This is a genomic window from Mesorhizobium sp. M0139, assembly GCF_040322455.1.
GTDB lineage: Bacteria > Pseudomonadota > Alphaproteobacteria > Rhizobiales > Rhizobiaceae > Mesorhizobium.
The window spans coordinates 1-22740 of record NZ_JAMYTN010000003.1 but is presented as its reverse complement, the minus strand read 5'-3'; the positions used below and the strand labels follow the sequence as shown (position 1 = coordinate 22740).

The window sequence follows — 22740 nt, the reverse complement described above, 5'->3', positions numbered from 1 at the left end:
TGGGGCTGAAACAAAACAGATGGAGCGGGATGTTCAATTGAATGCATCCCGCTCAAGCTTTATCCACGACGCTCCTCAGTCGGCGCTGTAATCCTTGCCGTACCACTTGGTGGTCAGTTTCGCGAGGGTACCGTCCTTCTTCATCTCGTCGAGAATGGCGCCGATCTTGGCATTCCACTCGGCATCACCTTTTTCCGCGATCACCACCAGTGGCTCACGGAAGGCATAGCCGCCTTCCAGGACACGCAACGGGTAGCCGTTCTTTATCGCGTTCTGAGCCGTCTGTTCTGGTGCGATGACCGCGTTGAGGCGCACGCCGTCGCCGAGCCTCAAATCGTCGAACGGCAGCATTGAGTCAGCGAAAGTCCTGATCTCACCGGGCTCCAGCTTGTATTCGATGGGCGGCAGGCCGGGAGCATCGATCTCGAGTTGTCTGCGGATGAAATCCTCCGACGTGGTGGCGGTCTCGACGCCGATGATCTTACCGTTCAGGTCGGCGACCGATTTGGCCGGGCTGTCCTTGTGAACCACGTAAACGTAGGGGCTATAATAATAGATGCCTTCGAAATCGATCACCTTGGCCCGCGCTTTGGTCGGCGTCACCGAGCCGACACCCAGATCGTAGCGTCCCTGCCAATGGCCGCCCGTCATCGTCGCCCAGTCCGGCGTGTCGAAACTGACCTCCACACCGAGGCGCCTTGCGATCTCCTTCGAGACGTCGATATCGAAGCCGACCAACTGATTGCTGTCGTCGAGGAAACTCTGCGGCGGCCAACCGCTGTTTGTGGCGACCACCATTGCCTTCTTCGAGGTAACCCGGTCGATGGTTTCACCCGCCGACGCCGCAGACGCGAACGCGAGCGTGGTAGTGGCCAAGGCCAGCCACGCGATCAATTTCCTCACTTGAACCTCCCTCTTCATCGTCATTCAGACATATGCTTCCCAGAGCGCGCTCCCGTAGAGAAATAGCAATTGAGAGCGCGGCATGAGATCGATCTCATATCAGCACACATATCGACGAGGGGATCAAGTCCTTTTTCAAGTAGCCAGTTGTCCTCCGGGGGCGCAAAGCATCGGCACCCGCACGGTGCGGCGGAACCCGCGTTTGATGTGACGCGCGTGACTTTCAAGACAGAGGAAACGAAGATCTACTTCAACCTATCACATCATTGCCAGATGGGCGGCACAGGATGGCTTGCTGTCTACGAGTTTCCGATGTTCCGGTTAAGCATGGGTGCGCGGCACACCGGCAGCAGCACCAGCAGGATGATGGCGGAGTCGACCCAGAGGACCCTGTTCACGCCCATCGTGTCCACGATCTGACTGGTCGCTAGGGTACCCACGGAGATGGCAAGATTGAAAGTGAAGCAGTAGATGGCCGTCGCGGTCTCCGCGCTTTCTGATGCTGCACTCAGCACCCACGTCTGCAGCGTAATGGGCGCCGCGCCATACGCGAAGCCCCACACCAGCAGCAGGATGGTTCCTGTGAGCGGCGTGACCCCGAGCAACGGGAAAAGAGCCAGCGTGGCCCCGAGCCCAATGACGACGCAGGCCAATGTGCGACCGACGGATTTTGCGGCCCAGACGCCTGCGACGGCGTTGCCAATCATTCCGAGAATGCCATACCCCAACAGTAGCCAGCCTATGCTCCCTGCAGTGACGCCTGAGACCTCCAGCAACACCGGGCTCACGAAGGTGTAGGCACCGTAGTGGGCAGCCACCAGCAGTGCGGTCGCAACCACGCCCGACAGGAGGGCGGGATTGCGCAATTGCGCACGCAGGGCTTTCACCTCCACAGGCTGCGCCGCCTCCAGCTTCGGAAGCACAAGCAGGGCGGCGAGCAGTATGGCAAAGCTCAGGCCGGCGAGAGACCAGAACGCGCCGCGCCAGCCGACTAGATCACCGATGATCGTGCCGGCCGGCACGCCCAGCACCGCAGCGGCACTTACACCGCCGAAGACAGTAGTCATGGCGCGCGGCACGGACGGTCCAGGAACAAGGCGTACTGCGATGCTTCCGGCTATCGCCCAAAAGCCACCGATGGTGATCCCGACGAGCAGCCTGGACGCGAGCAGAACGGGAAAGTTCGTTGCGAGCGCTGAAATCACGCTCGCCGCAGCCATTACCGCGAGCAGGCCCGCCATCAGAATACGCCGGTCGAGCCTCCCCACTGCCAACGGCAAACCGATAGAAGCGAACGCCGCAATTACGCCGGGTATCGTCACCGTGAGACCGCCACTCCCAATAGAGACATTCAACTCGGAAGAAATTGCCGGAATCAGCCCCACAGGGAGTTGCTCCGCAGTGATCATCGAAAAAATACCCAGCGATACGGTGAGCACGGAGAGCCACATGCGAAAAGTGGCTCCCTGTTTCTCCCGAAGGGCTGCTTTGGTCAGAGACATGATCACCTCCAGCCCGCGAGAAGGCACTCGACGCCAACGTTTCGGGCAAACGTTAGAGAGACGGATCGGGCAATTGATCCCGGCCTGGTTTCAGATAATCTGTCCACTGCGGATTGATAATCGAGGGAGATATGGATGGTGAATTCACGAAACGTGAATGAAAGAGGTGATTGCAGTTGGACCGGCTGACCAGCATGACCGTGTTTGCCAACGTCGTCGGTGAAGGCAGCTTCGCTGGAGCGGCCAAGCGGATGCGACTATCGCCAGCGGCCGTGAGCAAACATGTCCAGATGCTGGAAGAGTGGCTTGGCGCACGCCTTCTCAACCGGACGACCCGGCGCATAAGCCTGACAGAGCTCGGCGCCTCCGTCTACGAGCGCAGTCTGCGCATAATCGAGGATGTCGAGGAAGTTCGTACGAGCGCGGCCGAGAGCAAGACACGTCCAACCGGCTCACTGCGTGTCAGCGCGCCGATCTCCTTCGGCGCGATGCACCTTGGGAGAGTCGTTGCAGAATATCTCGCGGTCTACCCGGAGGTGTCGGTTGAGTTGGTGTTGGACGACCGTGTGGTTGACATCGTGGAAGAGGGCCTGGATGTCGCGGTACGCATCGCTCCACTCACGGTTTCCAATCTGGTTGCTCGCCGAATCGCGCCTTCACGCGAGGTGGTCTGCGCTTCGCGCGATTATCTGGACAGACGCGGGCGTCCCACAAAGCCGTCGGATCTCCACGACCATGATTGTCTGGACTACGCGTTGCGCGCCAGCCGCGGAAAATGGCGGTTCGACGGACCAAAGGGGGAAGTGGCGGTAAAAATCACTGCACGGATGACGGCAACGAACGGGCAGCTCCTGCGCGATGCGGCGCTGGGTGGAGCAGGCATAGTACTTTGCCCCACTTTCCTTGTTGGAGAAGCCATTCGTTCGGGCCAACTGGAGACAGTGATGCCCCAGTTCAAGCCGGTAAGCCGGTCGATCTACGCGATGTACCCGTCAAGAAGGCATCTTTCCGCCAAAGTTCAAAGCTTCGTGACGCTTCTCGCCGCCCACTTTGGTGAGAACCCACCTTGGGACAACTTTGGACCATGACTACTGGAATGTTGAGCCCAGAGGCCGCGCGCACTTGCACGGCCTTACTGTGCATGGGACCAGCACCCTGGGCCAAGGGGCGGTGCATATCGAGCCGTCCAGCACCTTTTCGAGACTGAAGCATCCGCTATTTGCCGACGGTCATTCGCTGAGGCTCAATCCACCGCCCATCCTAAGCGCCGCCACAGCGCAAGTTGTAGCATCTGCGGTGTCTCTGGTTCTCTGCGGCCACCGGCGGAACGGGTTGTAAGCAGGCGCGTTCCTCCAGCGTCAAGCTTGGAGAACATACCATGGATGACGAGCTGCGCCTGAAGTTACAAGAGCTGAGCCAAAGCATGCAAACGCGAGCGGCCGAACTTTCGACGCTCGGCGGCAGCGCAGACATAAGTACGGTGATGTCGGGGATCGCCGTCGCTCTGGAGGCGCTACTGGTGATTGCCGAAGAGATGAAAACGCCACGTTCCGGCCCTTCGGTCCTGCCCGACGCTACATGAACATCTCCGATCGTTTGGGAGAGGCTCCAGAGCGAGAGCGCCTACCGCTCACCAGCAAATCGCTCGCCGAGGAACTGGCTTTAATCCACATTCTGGGTTGGAGAGTGGAGAGCGCAATCTACTCGGTGGAGTACTCCAGGTGGGGTGAGCGTCGGCAGAAATGGATTTTGCACTCGACGATGCCTTTTGGGTAATCGGGGACGGCCTTAGGACGGAGGACCACGATGGCTTGGATGGCCGCAATTTGCCCGATTACAGATGAGCAGGCGCTCGTTAATTCGGAGACAGTTGGTGACATCCGGGAGTTTCGCTGTCCGAGTTGCGGCGACTTCAAAATCACGAACTCGGCCACCGCGATGTTCAAAGGCCTATCGGCAGAACAGAAGTTGGAGCGCTTCGAATACGCTAGGGCAATCGCGGGCGACAACGCGATCACAGTGACGACGGAACATGGATCTATCGATACCGAAGATCAATAGAATACCCGCCCGATAAGCCGGTTCCCAGCGCATCTCCTCACTTGCTGCCCTGAGACCATTTGACTGCCGGTCCAGGTAGTGGGCAGTTTGAAGGTAGAAGCTCACGTCAACATGGCCAGACCATTTTTACACTGCCGATCTGCGCGGCCAGCAACGCCTCTCGTGAGGGGCAAGGCATGGGCATCAAACGTCTCGGACCGGTCGGCAGCGTAAGGCTGGTTGCCTATGATCCCCTACCGGCGAATGGAACCAGATCTGCCACAGCGCGTCATAGAAGCAGATCAGGTGCGATTTAACGTAAGGAGTGAAATCGATGATCAGGCTCCTTCTCCTCCTCGCCATTGCACTCGCCTTCGCATGCGGCGGGACGGAGGCGGCCAAGCTGGACCTAGCCGCGGTAAATCAGGCGCAATTCTCCGCCGGCGATCCGAAAGGGCTCGATCCTGCCGTGCTGAAGGCGCAAATTTTTTTGGATCGTGCGCGCTTCTCACCGGGGCTCATCGACGGCCGCCTTGGAGAGAACTTCGCCAAGGCGGTCAAGGCCTTCCAGGCGTCGAACGGACTGGCGCCAGATGGCAAGCTCACCCAGGCGACTTGGGACAAGCTGATGGCAACCTCCACCAGCCCAGCTCTGATCACCTATGAACTGACCCGCAAAGATGTACGCGGCCCCTTCACCAAACGCATTCCGGGGCGCATGGAGAGGATGGCTCGCCTGAGAAGGCTTGGCTATCACGACTCGATCGAGAAGCTGGCGGAGCGCTTCCATGTGAGCGAACCATTGCTCAGGAGGCTAAACCCAGGCACCGGATTCAGGAAAGCTGGAACCACGCTGCTGGTACCAGATGTTGGCCGGGGTGAACCTCCCGCCACCATTGCCGGCGTCGAAGTCGACAAAGGCGCTCATCAGGTGCGCGTGCTCGACCCCTCCAATAAAGCGTTTGCCGTCTACCCCGCCTCGATCGGGAGCGACGAGAAGCCGGCACCAAGTGGGCAGGCAGAGATCCAAAGGGTGGTGCACAACCCGACCTATCACTACGATCCCGATTTTGCATTCAAGGGAGTCAAAACCAAGCGGCCCTTCACCATTGCTGCCGGCCCTAACAATCCCGTGGGATCAATCTGGATCGACCTCTCCATCGAAAGCTACGGCATTCACGGCACGCCCGAACCCGGCAAGATCGGGAAGACCTTCTCTCACGGCTGCATTAGGCTAACGAACTGGGATGCCGAGGACCTCGCCTCAATGGTGCACAAACATATGAAGGTGACTTTCAAGGACGAGTGACGCAAGCCGTCGCATCCCTCGATGGTCGCCGAAACGAGATGTCCGTCTGTGCCCGTGACAATCGCATCTTGCGATCCGCTGGATCCGATCAGCGGATGCTCCGGGTTCGGGGTGTCAGGTCAAGCGGCGCCATTTGCACGGATGGCGGCGAACCAACCACCATGGCGGGGGCGCCAGATTGCTCACCACGTTGGCTCTCTACTTCGCGGCTCATACCTTGTTGAGCAGCTTGCATCTCCGGAACGGTGAAAACCGGCACCTCGCCCTTGAAACCCTGGAGCTCAAAGGCGCCCGCCTGGACGACCGGCATCGATGCTCCTGCCGCAAAGCCGGGTCCAAGCACCAGGGGGATGCCCAACTTCTTGGTCGTCGATTCGAGCCGTGCCGCGCGGTTCACGGGGGAGCCGATCGCGGTGTAATCGAAGCGCCGTTCGGAGCCGAAATTGCCTACCGAGCAGATGCCGGTCTCGATGGCGACGCCGATTTCGATGGAGCGATGGCCATCCGCGGTGAAGGCGGCGTCTTCGCGCCTCACCCGCTCGATAAGGGCCAGGCCCGCGTCGAGCGCACGCTCACGATGATCGGGTTGATCTAGCGGTGCGTTCCAGAAGGCCAGCACCGCATCGCCCATGAACTTGTCGATGGTGCCGTCGCGCTTGAGGATCTCATCGGTCGCAATGCCGAGGAAATGGTTGACCACCTTGGCGATCTCTTGGGTGTCGAGCTGTTCGCTCATGGTCGTGAAGCCACGTATGTCGCTGATCAAAATGGTGATCTCGCGCTTCTCGCCGGACAGGATTGCCTCGGTGTCCGAGCTTGCGAGGCGCTGCACCACGGAGGGCGACAGATATTGGGAGAACTGTCGCGTCAGGGTGGACCGGCGCTGCTCGCTGCGCCTGTAGAGGACATAGCCTTCGAAGCCCGCAACCATGATGGTTGCAAGCGCCGGCTGCAGCGGGTCATAGAGTGCACCCTGCAGGCTGTACTCGAGAGCGCCGAACACGAACGGCGTGACGGCCAGCAGCGCCAGGGAGAGGGCGCCAAGCACGACACGCCCGGCGAGCACTCCGGAAACCCCGATGAAAACGACGGCACTGAGGAGAAACCAGAGCCGCTCGAGCATACGCGCGTGCGCTGGCTCTGCCAGGAAGCGCCCGGCAAGCATCTGGCCGATCGCATCGGCGTGGATCTCCGCTCCTGGTCGCGCTGGACTCGTCGGCGTGGGCAGGTACTGCGTCAGGCCCACAGCCGACAGGTCGACAATGGCGATGGCGTCCCGCAGCCGCGGATCGCCATGGCCCGAAAGGATAGTGCTGGCAGACAGGCGAGGCGTGTCGGTGGCGGTTTCCCAGAGGCGGATGCTCCCCTCCGGCTCGAGCGGCACAATGGCGCCTGCCATCCTGAGTGCGTCGAACCCGGCTGCATTCATCCGGGCTGTGTAACCGTCCTGTCCAGCGTAAAGGCGCAGGAGCTCGAGTGCGAAAGACGGCCACAGCTGCGCGCGTTGAGGGGTGTTGCGAAGCCAGAGCAGCGGCACATGGCGCAGTACGCCGTCGGGATCGGGCAAGGTGCGAATCACGCCTAGGCCTGCGGCGGCGTTCGAGAATTCGGCAAGCGACCCGGTAAGACCGGTGAAGCCGGGAAGTGTATCGGGTACTTGCCCGACGATCGACCAGCCGGCTTTGGGTTCTGCTTCTGAAACCGTCGCTTCATTGCCCAGGCTGACGGCAAGCGCCGTTCGATTTTTGGACAGCGCCGCTGCCAGGCGCTTGTCTCCGGCCATGCCCTCAGGCGAGGTGTCAGCCTCGGGGAGTACCAGCGCAAGCCCGACCACCGCCGCGCCGGATTGCGTGATGCCATCGACCAGATCGGCCAAGAGGCCACGGTTCCAGGGCCATCGCCCATGTGCCTTGAGGCTGTCGTCGTCTATCGAGACGATCACGACAGGATTGCTCGTCGCCTGGCGTGGGGCGAGAAACTGATAAAAGTCGTACGTCCGCTCACGCAGGCGCGACAACGGCCCGTCAAAAGCCAAATGGCAAGCGAGCAGCAGGAGCACGACCAAAAGGCCGGATATTTTGCGCCTGCCGGCTTGCCGCCAATCAGCCCAGCGCCTACCGACCGAGTGGCTCATCTCGTGCAGCCAGGCCTAATCGCAGTTGTAGTAGTAGCAGCAACCCTCACACTCGCCCCGCCGGCCCCCGCTGCCCGCAGGTGGCGTTGGGCTGTCAGGGAATTCCATGACCACTCCTGGCAGTGCGCCGTCCCTGGACCCGCAGACTTTGAGCGAGGAGCCTAGAGCCGACGCACAAATTGCGCTTACGTCCAACCCAGGACCCGGTGCGCCCGGCAGGCCGGTTCCCGCTATCCGGTCGATACTGTCCAAGATCGGGAAGGCGTCGATGCCGCCGTAGCCGGCCAGAAGCTTGCCATCGTCCGACGTGCAGGCGTAGCCCGGGTTCGTGATGACCAGCCGTTTGCCATTGATCGTGCAGGTCATGCGGCCGGCGCGCAATATGCCGACGGTCTGGCCGGCTGCCACCAGCACTTCGATGATGCCGCCTCTCGCTCCGAGCACCATGTGCGGCGTCGCAACCTGCATGACGCCCCCTTTCGAAACCTGGCCGCCATAAAAACGGGCCAGGCCGCTGTTCATCCCGATGTCGATCTTTCCCGACCCGGAGCCCGGATTGTAGACGAACTCATCGATCGTCAGGCTGGTGTTTGGACCAATTTTGGCGCTCGATTCATCCCGGAACACCAGCATTCCGAGACCGGTGGGATTGCTGCGCAACTGGTCGCCGAGTTCGACGCCGGCGCCAACGTTCATCGTCCCGCCGTTATTGCGGACGATGATGGTCTGATAGGCCGTCATCGACCCGACCGTCTCAGCAGCGGATGGTGCCGCGAAGGCGAGGCAGGCGACAAAAATGACGATCTGAAGATACCTCATCGCGGCCTCTTTCAATTGAGCGTCAACGTATAGCTCATGAGCATTTCGAACGATTTTCGGTCGCGGTTGGCGAGGGCGAAGTTGGTTTTGCGGTAGGCGAGATCGACGCTGATCTTCTGCGCTTCCGTCAGCTGAAAATCGCTTTCCGAGGCAATGCGCCAGAAGTCGCTCTTGATATTTGTGCCGATGCCGACGGACAGATCGGGAGTGTCGCTGTGGCCGGCCGATAAGGCGATCTGGTGCGACCATGCGAAAAGATCCGGTACCTTCATCAACAGGCCGCCATAGCGGACCTCGCCCGTATAGCTGCGGCTGATTTCGCCCGATCCGGAAGCGAAGTCATTCGAGCCGACAAAGCGCAAGCCGAGCGCCTGGCCATTGCGGAAGCGGTAGCTGCCGCCTGCCTCATAGAAGACCCTGCTATCGGCGAAAATGCCTTGCGAGGCGCTTAGATCGATGTAGCCGCCACCGGCGAAGAGCGTCGTCTCGACCGTCGGGCGAACGACGAAACGTCCACTGAGGCCGATCCCGGTTTCGTAAATATCGCTGTCGAAACGATCCGTAACGGTGAACGCGGAAAGCAGCAGGCGCAGCGAATCGATCCCGCTGTTGGGCAGTCCCTTGTCCCAGGTAATTGCTGCGTTGCCGTGAATAAAAGTCTTCTCGCCACCCGGAACCGACAGGTCTTCCGTGAAGAGACGCTCTGTCGCGGTCAACGACCCCGAAAGAACGAGCGCGTCGGCACTTGGCGTGCCGAGGTCCCACCGCACAAAACCTTCCGCCTGCCCGTAAGGCGAGACGAAGCTGTCGTCGTCCTGCGCCCCGCCTGGCTCAAAATCGGTGAATGCGCTGAATACCCCGCCGGTCAGGGCGAGTTCCCAGGTGACGCCACGCAACGCGCGCTCGATGCGGGCGAGCAGGCGAACAGCTTCCTGTTGCTCACTTGCGGTCAGACCTCCGACTTCGATGCCGTACTGCACCTGCCGCCGGGCCAATTCATAGGACCCTACATGATAATACAACCGGCTGGCCGCAAGCCGGGCGCGCGCATCGCGCGGGTATTGGATCAGATACTGCTCGATCGAGGAGATCGCCTGATCGTATTGCCCAGCATTGACCGCAACCGTGACGAATTGGGCGAGCGTTCCATTGTCGGCCGGACTGGCGATGCGGGCCGCAAACGCATCGTCATAGGCCCCAAAAAGACCTTGTGCGCCGGCCGGCAACACGCCGGCACAAAGCAGCGCTGCGGCGACGCCGAAGATCGTTCGAAACGAAGATTGCATGCCGAGAACCCACCCCAAACCCGACTAGTGCGAGAGATTTAGCACGACTGCAAGAAAAAGGCGACTGAACGGTCGCCGGACTTATGCGAGTCCTCAGCAGCTGTTGCAGCTGCGCAACAAGATATCGGGTTTATTCCTATTTCGGCTGCGCTGATTGTCAAAAACTCTTCTCGACATTGCTGCACGTGATTGAAGTATTTGGCCCAAGGCTTAACAAACTCAAATCTCATCAGTAGTGGATCGCCCAGCCGAGAAGATTAATATTGGGTGGGCGATTCTGCGTATCTGGTCACCATGCTTCAAGGTGACCCACGGCTTCTCCAAAGGCCTTCCGTCGCGTTTCGCAGGGGGCGGAGAGCTGCCGGAGGTGCTTCTCACGACGCGTGTGCGATTCGGCCCGGGTCTTGCAATTTCTTTGAACGCGAGGTCAGCTCATTGCCCCAACTCCCAGGGACGCGTCACCGCACGCAGCTTGCTACAGCACGAGCATGGTTGCCAGCCCCAGCATCAGGCCCATGCCTACAATATCGGTCACGGTGGTGAGGAAGATCGCCGAGGCGACCGCCGGATCGGCGCCTACCCGGCGCAGGCTCAACGGGATCAGCACGCCGGAGATGCCGGACATGAGGCACGATCCGGACATGGCAAGCAGGATCACAAGTGCCAGCATCGGCGCCTGCGCCGCCGACGCCGGTTGCATCGAGGCATAGAACCACATCGCCGCAGCCGCAACAACGCCGACGAGCGCGCCGTTGGCGGCCGCGAGCGCGCCCTCTCTCATCACCAAGTGCAGCTTCGGTCGTTTGTCCACATCCCCCAGGGCAAGGCCACGCAGCGTCATAGCCAGTGCCTGGCAGCCGGTGTTTCCGCTCTGCCCGGCCAAGACTGGGAGAAACGCCGCCAGAGCGACGATCTTCTCGATCGTGCCTGTGAACGAACTGACCACGAATGCGGCCATGAAGGCCGTCAGGAGATTCAACTGCAGCCACGGATGACGCTTCAGGAAGGCTGAAAACAGCGGCGTAAAAGAGCGCTCCTCCTTCTGGAGGCCTACCATCTGTCCAGACTGGGCGGAAATCTCGATGATTTGCTGCTCGAACAATCGCCAGCCGCGAACCTGCCCGAGCAGCCGGTTCTCCGCATCCACCACCGGATAAACAGGATAGTGACGCCGTACCGCCGCCTTGCATGCGTTACTCAAAGAGAGACCGACATCAAGAGCGAACGGCCTGGGCAGCATGATGTGATCGACAATCGCGTCGGGTTCGCTCAGCATCAGATCGCGCAGGACCGCCAGGCCAACCAGTTTATTGCCCTTGTCCGTGACGTAGAGATAAGTGAGCTCGGTCGGCACCTGGGCGCCTCTGACAGCTTCCACCGCGGCAGCAACCGTCGTCCCGACAGGAACGCTGGCGGGGATCGGGTCCATCACCTCGACGAGCGACTCGGGGATCGCGAAACCCATGTCACCATCATGAGAGCTGATGGGCCGCATATGCAGTGGCAAATGCTCGGCCACCTTACGGGCGTGCCCGTCAGGCAACAGCTTTAGTGTGTCGCGGATGAACTCGGGAGACTCTCTAGCGAGCAATTCAGCTGCGTCATCAGGTGCTCGAGCACGCAGCGTGCGCACCAACTTCTGAACGCCGGTCTCTTCGTTCATATGATATGGCCCCCCAATTGAAAGTGAAAAAGTTGTGAAGTATCGGATCGCACCGGGGCGGAAATACGACAGTTCTTCCGGCCCAGCAGTCCGCCTTGTGGTTCTCGCAAGCGCCGCCTGCACGCTCCTAGCTTGAGAAGGCAAAGCAGACGTCTACATTTTGGGCGTGCCCTCGTCAGGTCAGCATGCGAGTGTCCGCGCTATTTCCCTCGCTTTTCAACCTTTAGATTTGGGAGGTCGGGTCGCTTGGATACCACACCGGCCTCCTTCAAGGCGGTGTATCCAACCTTTTTGAGGAGCTTCTCTGTTTTGGCGCGCTCCTTGTCCAGAGCGGTATCACCTTTGACCTTGGGCATCCGTCCTCTATTTGGCCGTTGTCGTTCGCCGGTAAATGAGATTGCCGGAAATGTCCCGCAGTGTCGTGCTTTGACCCGCGGCCGAGGACTGATTGAGGCGCTTTGCCGCCCGGCAGCCTTTGGGCGGGAAGCGGACGGGCGGGCTATTCCTGCTGGAATTGACAGGGCCAATTTTCTGGCCTCGTCATGCCAGAAGGCAACTCGGTCCGGGCGTCCCCGCAAGCCATGTTGAGCTGCCACTGGGACAGACCCGCCGAATTGGATAGATCGAGGCCCTCGATACGGGTCAGAAAGAAAAAAGCGCCCTCAAAGTCTATCGGTGCGGTGAACTTCGCTCCTCGGAAGTCCGCCCGCGCGAGATTGGCAAACGAAAAGTGGCTGCCGCTGATATCGGCGTCATGGAACTGCGCACGCCCCAATTCCGCCTTTGTGAAATCAACATTGACCAGATTGGCGTTCTGGAAATTCGAGCGCTGCACTTCCGCGCCCGTAAACACAGCGCCCTGCGCGTCCATCTGGCTGAAGTCGGTCCTGTACGCCTCGATTTTGTCGAACCGGGCGCCTTTGGCGGTCGAGCCGGCCAGGGAAGCGCGCACAAGCGTTGCCTTCTCAAAATTTGCCGCAAGGAGATTGCTGTTCCTGAGGTCGGTCGAAGTGAAATCAACACCGAACAGGTTTGCCCCGCTCAGGTCCTGTCCTTCCAGGATGAGAAGCTTTTTGTCACACTCCTGCCAATTGACGCCAGGCGTCGCGGCTGCGTAGCAATCTTGAGCGGCGGTGGCGTTTTGCCAAGCAAATACAGTGCAAACCGCCAGAACCAAGCCGGATCCGCCGTAAGCTCTGGTTCGTCTCAAAGTCATTGTTGCTGGACCCCTCTGCTACTCGCCGACAATCAACCTTACCACATCTGCTGACACTCGAGCCACGGTAACGACCGCCGTCACAGTTGCGCATCAACGATCCGCCGATAGCCAGCAGCAGCTTGCGAAATTATCGAGAGGTGGGGAAAGGCTTTGACGGTAGAGTGCTTTTTCGCGGATGCGCATGAGCGCCTCAAGTGCACGAACGAGGAGCGTGAGCAGCGCCTGGAGGAGCGTCTGACGCTCGCGAAGGAAATGACGGGGAGCGTAGATCCGTTGGATTTCATAGAAACCTGGATATCCCCCGGCCAGAGACACCATCCAAAGTTCGGTGGTGACCCTCCCAGCGCCGGCGGGGCGGAGAGCGACAGCTGAAGCGTGAGGCCGTGACAACCATAGTGACTGTCAACGAGCGCCTTCCCGTGGTTTGAGCCATCGGTCGTGTGAACCCATCCTGTTGCACGTCGTAGCCGCCGATTGCCGCACGAATCGCTGGAAGTCTTTCGAAGCTGAAATTCTTGGGTTACGTGTGACAGGTGGCATCCCCAGAAGGTGAATCGACGAACGGACTGACGACTATGTCGATCCAAAGGCACATACTTTCGGGAAAGCGCTCAATTCACAAAACAAAGAGTTCGGCGTAAGCCGTGAGTTATTGGTGGGCCCGGAGGGCGAACGGAAACTGTTGATTTTGCTGAATTTTGGTGGGCCAAAATCTGAAAGGTCCCGTATCATTCCGTATGCTCCCGCGACCCCAAACTGCCGACCATAGCTGACCTCGTTTTGCAAACGTTGGGAGACAGGGTCCAGAACGGCGGAAATGGGGACGGTTGCAGATCGGCAGCTGCGGCAACAGCGCGCGACCAGCCGACGGTCTAGCGCCTCGATATGCCGATGAGACTTGGGAAGTAACAAACAAGCGGCAGCTTGCAGGCAGTTGTAATCGGTGGAATGGATTTACGAGTCGAGGCGCCGGACCAGGACGGGCTCACTTGCCTCGAAGTTCAGCCTGTTGGAATGGCGCGGAAGAACGAGTAGCGGTATCTAACGAGCCGGCGGCCCCTCGATGTTTGACCGCTCGTCCTGCAACTCTCGTATGTCGTCCCGCAAAGTGGTGGCGCTACCGACCACTTCGTTCCGCATTGTTTAAACAGCGTATGACTCGTTACAGTCAAATTTTTTTCTGAGCTGCGAAAGGCCGACACTAGAACCGTCAAAAAATTACGCTTTTGATTTTAACGGAAAATCGCCGCAAGAAATATTTTGAGGTTTCACCAGCTATGGGATCAATCGAGCGATTTTTGGACCTTGCGGCATTCGATGGCCTACCGAACCGCCTCAAAAAGTACCGTCACCTCTTCGGTTGACCCACTCGTTGATCGGCCGTCATACGAGCCCTATGCTGGCACGCTGGCCTATCCTGCCGATTGTAGCTGCCAACCAAGATGTTGTCGGTCACCTCGCTGAAAAAGTACACCCAGAAATAGTCAAGCCATCAGGAGCAAATAGGTCATAAGGTGGCCTTGCGGTCCTCCTTCCCGGAGCGGTTTCGCTTGCCTGTTCAAACTCGGACGGCTGTTACCCAAACACCGCAGTGGGTATTTTATGTGCCATTTTTGCGACATTCTATAGAATTTTGCTTGAATTCAGCGTTTTAGCGGTCACTAAATCAATAAGTGCTCCCATATTTTGCAAATTTGTGAACAATCACGGTTGAGTTGTAACGCCTGGCAATAATGGCGCAGGGGAACGTTGGGGTGGGGTGAAATGAATACGACATCTATGTCGGCGATAGGCAAGCGCCTCGGCCTGCTGACGACGGTCGCCATATTGAGTTGTGGGAATGCTCACGCGCTCACTCTCCAGGAGGCGATGGCGGTTGCCGTGGAGTCCAACCCCGAAATTGGCCAAGCGATCGAAAACCGCGAAGCAATCGAATTCGAGCTACGCCAAGCGAAGGGACTTTATCTTCCCAGCGTCGATGTCGAGGCGTCGGCGGGGGTTCGTCGTCTCGACAATTCCTCCCGGCGTTCGCTGTCCATAGAGGATGACGCGCTCTATCCGGCGGAAGCCGATGTCGTTGTCACGCAGACGCTTTATGACAGCGGCGCAAGGCGGGCGGAACTGAACCGTCAGGCGTCGCGGGTCGACGGCGCATCGTTCCGGGTGCTGGAACGGTCTGAATTCATTGGACTGTCTGTCGTCCAGGACTATCTCGAATACATGCTGCAGGCTTCGATCGTTTCAGAAGCGAAGAAGAATCTGGGCTTTCACCAGGCAATCCTCGGCGACATCCGGCAAGGTATTGCAGGCGGCGCGTTGAACGAGGCTGATCGCCAGCAGGCCGAGGAGCGGCTGTTCGCTGCCAAGGCACGTATGCAGGAGGCGACCGAAGAACTGGAGGCTTCCAAGATACGGTTCTTCAAGACGGTCGGTAAGCCGCTGACCAACGCGTCAAGGCCAGGCGATGTCTCGAGCGCGCTGCCAAGGTCGCTCGACGACGCGCTAGGGCTGGCGCGACAGAACAATCCGCGCGTCCACATGGCCAACAGCGATATCGACGCCGCCGCCTCCCTGGTGGATGCGGCGCGGGCGAAATTCGGGCCCTCCGTCATCGCCGAAGGCCGCGCCCGCGGCGGCTATGACATCGACGGCGACGATGGCGACGCTAGCGACCTGCAGGCGCGGCTGGTGCTGCGCTGGAACCTCTATCGCGGCGGCATCGACAAAGCCAACGAGCAAGAGCAGGTCCGCCGCACCAGCGAGCAGCGCCTTGTGCTGCACCAGGTTCTGCGCGAGATCGAGGAAGCCGTCCGTACGTCATGGGATCGCCGCTTCCGGCAGGCCGATCTGGCAAAGACATTGAAGCTTCAGGCTGCCGCCAACGAAAGGCTGGTGGCGTCCTATCGCGAGCAGTTCAAGGTCGGACAGCGCTCGCTGCTCGACGTGCTCGACGCGCAGAACACGCGGTTCAACACAGCTACGCTTGCCGACACCGCATCCTACGCGTCGCTTTTCGCGCAGTACCGGCTGCTGGCGGCAACCGGGCAGTTGCTGAAGACCATGAATCTTCAGCCGGCAAAACAGGCCACCGCCTATGCCAAGGCCGAGTTCAATGCGCCTGAAACGGCCGACACCGAAACGTATGGGCGCACGCCGTCGGAGCAGACGAACGATCTGCCTTTCGACATCCTCGCACCGGTAAGAAAGAAGTAGGAAGGTCAAGGACGAACGATAGTCCTGCGGGCCGATCGTGAACCCACAACCCAAAATCCTCTCCCCAAAAGAGGCGTTCAAGGCCTGCTTCTCCGCTGTTGCCGGGTACCTCGGCAGGCCGAGTTCCGAGACCGTGCTGTTTGCCGGCGTGCCGCTGTCAGACACCCGCATCGATATCGACGCCATCCGGCATCTTGCCGAACGCATCGGTCTTGAAATCACGGAATTCAGCCATCGCGACTTTCTTCGCGGACGCATCGACCTTCCCGCCATTCTGTTTCGCGTCAGCCAGTTGCCGGTTGCGCTGCTTGCCCAGACCGAGGACGGTGGATTTACGACCGCTCCCCAGGAAGACGGGCGCACCACAATTAGCAAATCCGAGTTTTCCGGAAGTTATATTAGTGGCGGCGTTTCCTTCTCGATAACCTATGCCAACGCAGTAGAGGCGATGAGCGTCGGTTCGGCGGCCAAGATCGAGCGGCGACATTGGCTGACCGGCACGATGGGGCCGTTCTGGCGCACCTATTCGAAGGTCATCCTGTCGGCGGTATTCATCAATCTGCTGGCTCTTGCCTCACCGATCTTCACCATGAACGTCTACGACAGGATCTTGCCGAACAAGGCGATATCGACGCTCTGGGTGCTGTCGATCGGGATCGGCGCGGTCATTCTGTTCGACCTGCTCTTGAAGACCGCCAGAGCGTCACTGATCGACTATGCCGGGCGCAAGGCCGATCTTCGCATCTCCTATATGCTTTTCGAGAAGGTGCTGAATTCGTCCTTGTCGGCAAGGCCCGGCTCAACCGGCGAATATGCAAATCGGGTGACCCAGTACGAGTTCGTGCGTGAGTTTTTCACGTCGAACACCATCAGCGTCTTCATCGACACAGCGTTCGTCTTCGTCTTTCTTCTTGTCATCTATGCGATAGGCGGTTGGCTGGTCGTCATACCGGCCATTGCCTTTGTGGCCTCGGTGATCGTCGGGCTGATCACGCAACGGCGCATCGGCAAACGCGTTGCCGCTTCCATGAACGAGGCTTCGCAGCGCCAGGCCCTGCTGGTGGAATCCATCTCCACGCTGGAAACGATCAAATCGCTGCGCGCAGAGGCTTACCTTCTGCGAAAATGGGCGGAGCATTCCAAGAACGCATCCAACACGTCCGAGAAGATCAAACAGCTTTCGGCTGCCGCCGGCAACATAACCCAAGCCATCCAGCAGATGGTCACCGTCGCTTTGATCGTGGCCGGCGCCTATGCCTTTTCGGAAGGGCATGTCTCGACCGGCGCCATCATCGGCACCGTCATGCTGGCAGGCCGGGCGGTGGCCCCGCTTGGGCAGATTGCGATCACCTTGTCCAGACTTCGCCAGGCGATGCTGTCCCTGCGAATGGTGAATTCGATCATGGCGCAGCCTGAGGATCGGCCGGACACGGTTGGTTTCGTCAACCGCCCCATTCGCAACGGTGCAATGGCATTCAGGAATGTCGGCTTTGTCTACCCGGGTTCCGAAAACGAAGTGCTGACCGGCCTGAATTTCTCGGTGAAGCCCGGTGAGCGGATTGGCATCATCGGCCGCATAGGCTCGGGAAAGACGACCATGGGGAGGCTGATCGGCAGGCTTTTCCTGCCGACCTCCGGCGAGCTGCTGCTGGACGGGATCGACATCCGCCAATACCACCCATCTGAGGTTCGCGCCGCGGTCGGGATCGTCGCGCAAGCCAACGATCTATTTTCCGGCACCATCAAGGAAAATCTCCTGATGGCGTGCCCGGAGGCGACCGATGAGCAGATCGTCGAGGCGGCCAAGGCTGCCGGCGTCGACGACTTCGTCTCCCGCCATCCGCGAGGCTACGACATGAATGTCGGCGAGCGCGGCACCAATCTCTCGGGCGGTCAGAGGCAGACAATGGCAATTGCCCGCCTGTTGCTGACCAAACCGAAAATCGTGTTCCTGGACGAGCCGTCCGGCTCGATGGATCTGGCTTCCGAGCGCCAGCTGATCAAGCAGCTCAAAGTGGCTTTCGATCGCAACACGACCCTGATCGTATCGACGCACCGCTTCAGCATGCTCGAGCTGGCCGACCGCCTGATCGTCATCGAGCAGGGCAAGATCGTTGCCGATGGACCGAAAGACCAAGTGATACAAGCGCTGCAGAAAACAAGCGCCTGACGAACAGAATTATGCGTGAACACAGCACGTTGGGACGTGGTAAATGCTAGCCAGGGAAGACCGTCCGCCGCTTTTTGCGTCGGCTTCGATATTCATTATCGGGGCGCTTTTTGCGAGTTCGGTAGCCTGGGCATCCTTCGCCGAGGTCGATGAAATCGCACGCGGCGACGGCAAGATCATACCGGCGTCGAAGACCCAGATCATCCAGGCCAGCGAGCCGGGCGTGGTTCAGGAAATCGCCGTGACGATCGGTCAGGTCGTCAAGAAGAATGACCTCATCATTCGTCTCGACAACACCTTCAACACTTCCAGCCTTGGCGAGCAGCAGGCCAAGGCGCGGGCGCTGCAGACGCGCATTGCACGGCTCCAATTCGAACAGACCGGCAGCCTCGAGGGCGCGTTTCCCTGTCCGTCAGAGATCCAGAAGGTGGCGCCGGAAATCTGTGACAACGAGCAGAAGCTGCTAATCGCGCGGCGCGATAACTTCGAAGTCAAACTGTCGGTTCTAAAGTCGCGGCTCGATCAGCGTGAGAAGGAACTCGACGAAGCCAACGCCAATGCCGATCGCCTCACCAAGAACCTGGCCGTCAGCGACCAGGAGGCGAAGCTGGTCGAAGCGATGGTCAAGAAAGGCCTGATGGCGCGAACCGAGCAGCTCCGCGTCGAGCGCGAGCAGACCGAGCTCAATGGTCAGCTGACGCTTGCCGGAGAGACCATCAAGAAAGCCAGGTCTGCCATCACGGAAGCCAAGCTTCAGGTCGACGAACTTGGCCTCCAGCTGCAACAGGAAGCGCTCAGCGATCTGACGCAGGCGCTGGCCGATCTCTCGGTGGTGGACGAGACGATACGCGGTGCCACCGACAAGGTGGCGCGTACCGATATCCGTTCGCCTGTCGATGGTATCGTCAACACGCTTGACATCAACACGGTCGGCGCCTTCGTCCAGCCCGGCGCGGTCGTCGCGGGTATCGTGCCGACGTCCGAGACCCTGCTGGTCGAAGCCCGGGTCTCACCGCGGGACGTCGCCTTCATCCGGCCGGGCCAGGATGCCCTGATCAAGGTGACCGCCTATGACTTCTCGATTTTCGGCGGCATCGAAGGCAAGGTCTCGAACATCACTGCCGACAGCCTGGTCGACCAGAAGACCGGCGAACCCTATTATCAGGTCCGTGTCGCCACCGACAAATCGACGCTGACACGCGACGGCAAGACCTATTCGATCATCCCCGGCATGATCTGTTCGGTCGACATCAAGACCGGACGCAAAACGATTCTCACCTACCTTATGAAGCCGATCAACAAGGCGCGAGAGGAGGCAATGAGTGAGCGATAGCGCGGTCTCCCTTCCTGCCGATCGCGACCGGCTGCTGCCACCGCTGGCGGCAGAGGATTTCGGACTGGAGTTCCGGGTTGTGGCGCGTGGCGGCATGCGCCGCGGCATTCGTCTGGAACGGGCGTTCTGGACATCGCTGAAGCAGATGGCGGAAAGCCGCAAATGCACCATCGGCACACTGATCGAGGAAATTGCAGAGAGCCACGCCAACGCCGGAAACCTGACATCGGCAATTCGCGTAGCCTGCATGCGTGGATTGGCCGACCAAAACCTCACCTTGCAGAGGCTCGCGTCGATCAAGACCATCAGCGCCATTCTCGTCGCCTGTCCCTCGCCGGCCTTTGCCCTGGCATCGTCGAAGAAGATCCTGACCTTCAATGCGCCGTTCCAGCAACTGGTGCGGCGGCAATTGCCGGTGGCGCCGAACGAGGACGCGCGCCAGGATCTCAAGCTGGCGCTGGACCTCAATGTCGCCGACATATTCGCCAGGCTCGACGCCAATGGCGAGACGCCGGTCGCGACCGGTTTCGTCATAGGCGCCGGCGACCGCCGCTACCGCGGTCAACTGAGCGCGGTGCGGGCGCCGGTGGTCGAGCCGGAACTGCTGATGGCGTTCGTCTTCGGCGGCTAGAGCAATTCCGGGAAAAGTGTGAGCGGTTTTCGTGGAAAATTGCGTCAAACAAGAGATAGAGCGCTCAAGACTCTCTGATGGGAGCTTACGGCTGCACACCTTCACCAGGCGCGACCGTCGAAAGGCCGCCCTTGATATCGGCTATTTGAGCAGAACCGGTCTTCGCGCCATGGATCCACGCGCGATCGGTGCTGAACGAATAGAGCGGTACGTAGGTCGGCAGGTCTGTGTCGCGGGAAACTACATTGCTCAAACTGTCGAGGATGAAGACGCCGCTGCCGGTGCTGACCGACAGCACGGCATGAAAGAAACCGCGCTTGCGATCCTGCAAGACGACCAGCGACATGCTCTGCGCCGGGATGCCTGCATGCAGCAGCGCGGCCATCTTGAGGATGGCGAAATCCTCGCAGTCCCCTGCCCGCCGCTCAAGGATTTCCCGGGGCTTGGCCCAGTAGTCGAGCTTGCCGTAAACCACGCTGTCCTTCTTGTAGGCGATGGCGCGATTTATACTTGAGTTGACGAAGGACAACTTGTCGATGAAGCTCTTGTTCCCGGCTGCCTTGACTATCTCGGCAAAGGCGCTGTTCTTGCGTTCGCACGCGCTGCTCGCGGTACAGTCGACAATTGCCTTGTAGACCGGCGCCCAGCGCGCCGAAACCGGGAAATTGCGCATCGACAGGGCAACAGAACCGAACACGCCGGGAATGATCGCCGCCGTCTGGATCAGGTCGATCCCGGCGGCGGGCGGCGCGATCGAAGAACCACGCTTTTCATCAACGGCAACAGAGCTGCTGAAAATCATGCCGATCCGGTAGGCTGAAACCGGCTGCCATGGCTGCGGCCGAGCCAGCGAAACGCCGCCGAGACTGGACGGGGTTTCGACCGCCGCCAGAACTCCAGCGGCAGCGCCGGCATTCACGGCAATTGCTTTCGCGGATGATGGCTGCGGCAGGCTTGCAATCGCCATTGCCAGCAGGAGGAGCCTGAGCCCGGTTATTCCCAGGGCAGAGTTTTCTTTTTTCATGACGCCCACCTCTTGACTGTGGACGGTACCAATATTGTCTCAAATTACTGGAAAGGAAGGTGGATAAGTTTCCTTCAATCGGGAATACCTATTTTGTGTAAAACTTTATTCAAATTTATACTTCTGTTTACCAATCCAGCTCAGCCGGCGGATATCAAACGAAGCGCGGCGCGGCCAATGTATATCAGATTATATCTTCCGGGTTTACCACACGTAAAAAATGCCGAGACTTGCATACCGGGATATATGAAATTGATTGCGGGACAGTTGCAAAGCAGAAGTCGTCACTGTCTTTATCCGGGAAATGCCGGAGGGGTTTGGCGATGACGACCAGTAACGATTTAGATACCGTCTCGAATTCTTGGGACGAGCACTCTTCACATGAACATGGCGGCTCGCCATCGCAGGCAGGCATCCAGGTAGCGCAGGCCGCTCAGGCGGCGCCTGCCGAGCCGGTGCCGGTCGATGTCGGCAGTGGCGCACCCGTTCAGCCGGCAGCACCCGCGGAGGCGAAAGCGCCGGCGGCAGCCGCGCCGCATGAATACGTGGCCGACGCCAGCAACATCGTGAAACTTCCGGCGGACGTCTCCATCGACAACATCAAGGTCGACGGCCACAATCTGTTGCTGGAACAGCCCGACGGTTCAGTCATCCTCATCAAGGATGGCGCGCTCAACGTGCCGACCTTCATCATCGGTGATGTCGAAGTTCCGCGCGTGGCCTTGCTGGCCGCTCTTGAAGCGAGCCACGTCGATGTCGCCTTCGGTGCCGATGGTTCGATCTCGGCCGGCCCGGGCGGTTCGAACCCAAGCGCCGGCGCAGACTTCTCGGTTCCCCCCGGTGGCATCGGCGACGGGTTCGGTCTTTCGGCACTATTGCCTCCGACAGACCTGGCGTTCGGCCAGCCGGATCATCGCGAGCTGTTCCCAAGCCTGCGGCCGGATTCCACACCGTCGATCATCGACCTGACGCCTTCCGTCGAGGGCGGCGACACCATCGTCAATGAAAAGGGCCTGCCGGAAAGCCCTGGGCCGGAAGGTTCGGGCGAAGCGTCGGCGCCAGGCGTTGACGGCGACATCTCCGAACACAACACCGGCACCTTCACCATCGCCTCTCCCGACGGTGTCGGCTCGCTGACCATCGCCGGCCAGGTGATTTCGGGCGCGGCTCTTGCCAACAGCGCATCGACGCCGATCGACATCATCACGCCGCTCGGCAACACGCTGACCGTCAACGGCTACGACGCCAGCACAGGCCAGGTGAGCTACAGCTACACGCTCGTCCATAGCGCGACTCACCCCGACGCGGGGACAGATTCCATCTTCGACGACATGACGATGACGGTTACCGACACCGACGGAGACGTGTCCCTTCCGGGCACGCTGTCCGTTCAGATCGTCGACGACGTGCCGACGGCGGTTGCCGACACGGACAGCGTCACGGAAGGCGGCACGGCGAGCGGCAACGTGATCACGGATGCCGCGCCGGGCGATG

General features: G+C 59.9%; 17 protein-coding genes. 9 read left to right on the top strand and 8 right to left on the bottom strand.

Going from position 1 to position 22740, the window contains the following annotated elements:
- Window positions 1–75: 75 nt before the first annotated feature.
- Window positions 76–903: a transporter substrate-binding domain-containing protein gene (locus tag NKJ58_RS05100; protein ID WP_352512437.1), complete on the bottom strand. Its 828-nt coding sequence runs from the start codon at window positions 901–903 to the stop codon at window positions 76–78.
- Between the two features lie 299 nt (window positions 904–1202).
- A complete protein-coding gene (locus NKJ58_RS05095) occupies window positions 1203–2405 on the bottom strand; it encodes an MFS transporter (RefSeq protein ID WP_352852855.1) in 1203 nt (400 codons plus the stop codon).
- 176 nt (window positions 2406–2581) lie between these two features.
- Between NKJ58_RS05095 and NKJ58_RS05090 the strand changes: the two genes are divergently transcribed.
- From NKJ58_RS05090 to NKJ58_RS05075, 4 genes are all read left to right on the top strand, one after another.
- A complete protein-coding gene (locus tag NKJ58_RS05090) occupies window positions 2582–3493 on the top strand; it encodes a LysR family transcriptional regulator (RefSeq protein ID WP_023691455.1) in 912 nt (303 codons plus the stop codon).
- A 290-nt stretch (window positions 3494–3783) separates the two neighbouring features.
- Window positions 3784–3987 carry a hypothetical protein gene (locus NKJ58_RS05085; RefSeq protein ID WP_023667962.1) on the top strand — a complete coding sequence of 68 codons (204 nt, stop codon included), beginning with the start codon at window positions 3784–3786 and terminating at the stop codon, window positions 3985–3987.
- A gap of 224 nt (window positions 3988–4211) precedes the next feature.
- Entirely contained in the window at window positions 4212–4466 is a 255-nt protein-coding gene (locus NKJ58_RS05080) for a hypothetical protein (protein ID WP_023699977.1), read from the top strand.
- 313 nt (window positions 4467–4779) lie between these two features.
- Window positions 4780–5754 carry a L,D-transpeptidase family protein gene (locus tag NKJ58_RS05075; RefSeq protein ID WP_023736093.1) on the top strand — a complete coding sequence of 325 codons (975 nt, stop codon included), beginning with the start codon at window positions 4780–4782 and terminating at the stop codon, window positions 5752–5754.
- An 88-nt stretch (window positions 5755–5842) separates the two neighbouring features.
- On the opposite strand, the gene NKJ58_RS05070 is transcribed toward NKJ58_RS05075, so the two are convergent.
- The 5 genes from NKJ58_RS05070 to NKJ58_RS05050 form a co-directional block, all read right to left on the bottom strand.
- Complete coding sequence (locus NKJ58_RS05070; protein WP_352723266.1) at window positions 5843–7888, bottom strand: CHASE2 domain-containing protein; 2046 nt, start codon at window positions 7886–7888, stop codon at window positions 5843–5845.
- A 15-nt stretch (window positions 7889–7903) separates the two neighbouring features.
- Window positions 7904–8707: a FecR family protein gene (locus NKJ58_RS05065; protein WP_352852854.1), complete on the bottom strand. Its 804-nt coding sequence runs from the start codon at window positions 8705–8707 to the stop codon at window positions 7904–7906.
- Window positions 8708–8718: 11 nt separating this feature from the next.
- Complete coding sequence (locus NKJ58_RS05060; RefSeq protein ID WP_198020010.1) at window positions 8719–9936, bottom strand: tetratricopeptide repeat protein; 1218 nt, start codon at window positions 9934–9936, stop codon at window positions 8719–8721.
- A gap of 532 nt (window positions 9937–10468) precedes the next feature.
- Entirely contained in the window at window positions 10469–11656 is a 1188-nt protein-coding gene (locus NKJ58_RS05055; protein ID WP_352852853.1) for a magnesium transporter, read from the bottom strand.
- Window positions 11657–12155: 499 nt separating this feature from the next.
- A complete protein-coding gene (locus NKJ58_RS05050) occupies window positions 12156–12872 on the bottom strand; it encodes a pentapeptide repeat-containing protein (protein ID WP_352761701.1) in 717 nt (238 codons plus the stop codon).
- 1767 nt (window positions 12873–14639) lie between these two features.
- Between NKJ58_RS05050 and NKJ58_RS05045 the strand changes: the two genes are divergently transcribed.
- The 4 genes from NKJ58_RS05045 to NKJ58_RS05030 are packed head-to-tail and all read left to right on the top strand — an operon-like array spanning window position 14640 to window position 20222.
- The gene (locus tag NKJ58_RS05045) at window positions 14640–16088 is read left to right on the top strand and encodes a TolC family protein (RefSeq protein ID WP_352852852.1); all 1449 of its coding nucleotides are present in this window, start codon (window positions 14640–14642) and stop codon (window positions 16086–16088) included.
- A 37-nt stretch (window positions 16089–16125) separates the two neighbouring features.
- Window positions 16126–18258, top strand: coding sequence for a type I secretion system permease/ATPase (locus NKJ58_RS05040; RefSeq protein WP_023691465.1), 2133 nt, complete (start codon window positions 16126–16128; stop codon window positions 18256–18258).
- 43 nt (window positions 18259–18301) lie between these two features.
- Complete coding sequence (locus NKJ58_RS05035; RefSeq protein WP_023681070.1) at window positions 18302–19591, top strand: HlyD family type I secretion periplasmic adaptor subunit; 1290 nt, start codon at window positions 18302–18304, stop codon at window positions 19589–19591.
- Window positions 19581–20222 carry a ribbon-helix-helix domain-containing protein gene (locus tag NKJ58_RS05030; RefSeq protein WP_023681069.1) on the top strand — a complete coding sequence of 214 codons (642 nt, stop codon included), beginning with the start codon at window positions 19581–19583 and terminating at the stop codon, window positions 20220–20222. The genes NKJ58_RS05035 and NKJ58_RS05030 overlap by 11 nt, the downstream gene beginning before the upstream one ends.
- An 85-nt stretch (window positions 20223–20307) precedes the next feature.
- On the opposite strand, the gene NKJ58_RS05025 is transcribed toward NKJ58_RS05030, so the two are convergent.
- A complete protein-coding gene (locus NKJ58_RS05025) occupies window positions 20308–21246 on the bottom strand; it encodes a transglutaminase-like cysteine peptidase (RefSeq protein ID WP_352852851.1) in 939 nt (312 codons plus the stop codon).
- A gap of 323 nt (window positions 21247–21569) precedes the next feature.
- On the opposite strand from NKJ58_RS05025, the gene NKJ58_RS05020 reads away from it, so the two are divergent.
- Window positions 21570–22740: hypothetical protein (locus tag NKJ58_RS05020; protein WP_352852850.1), on the top strand; the 1171-nt coding region annotated here is incomplete at its 3' end.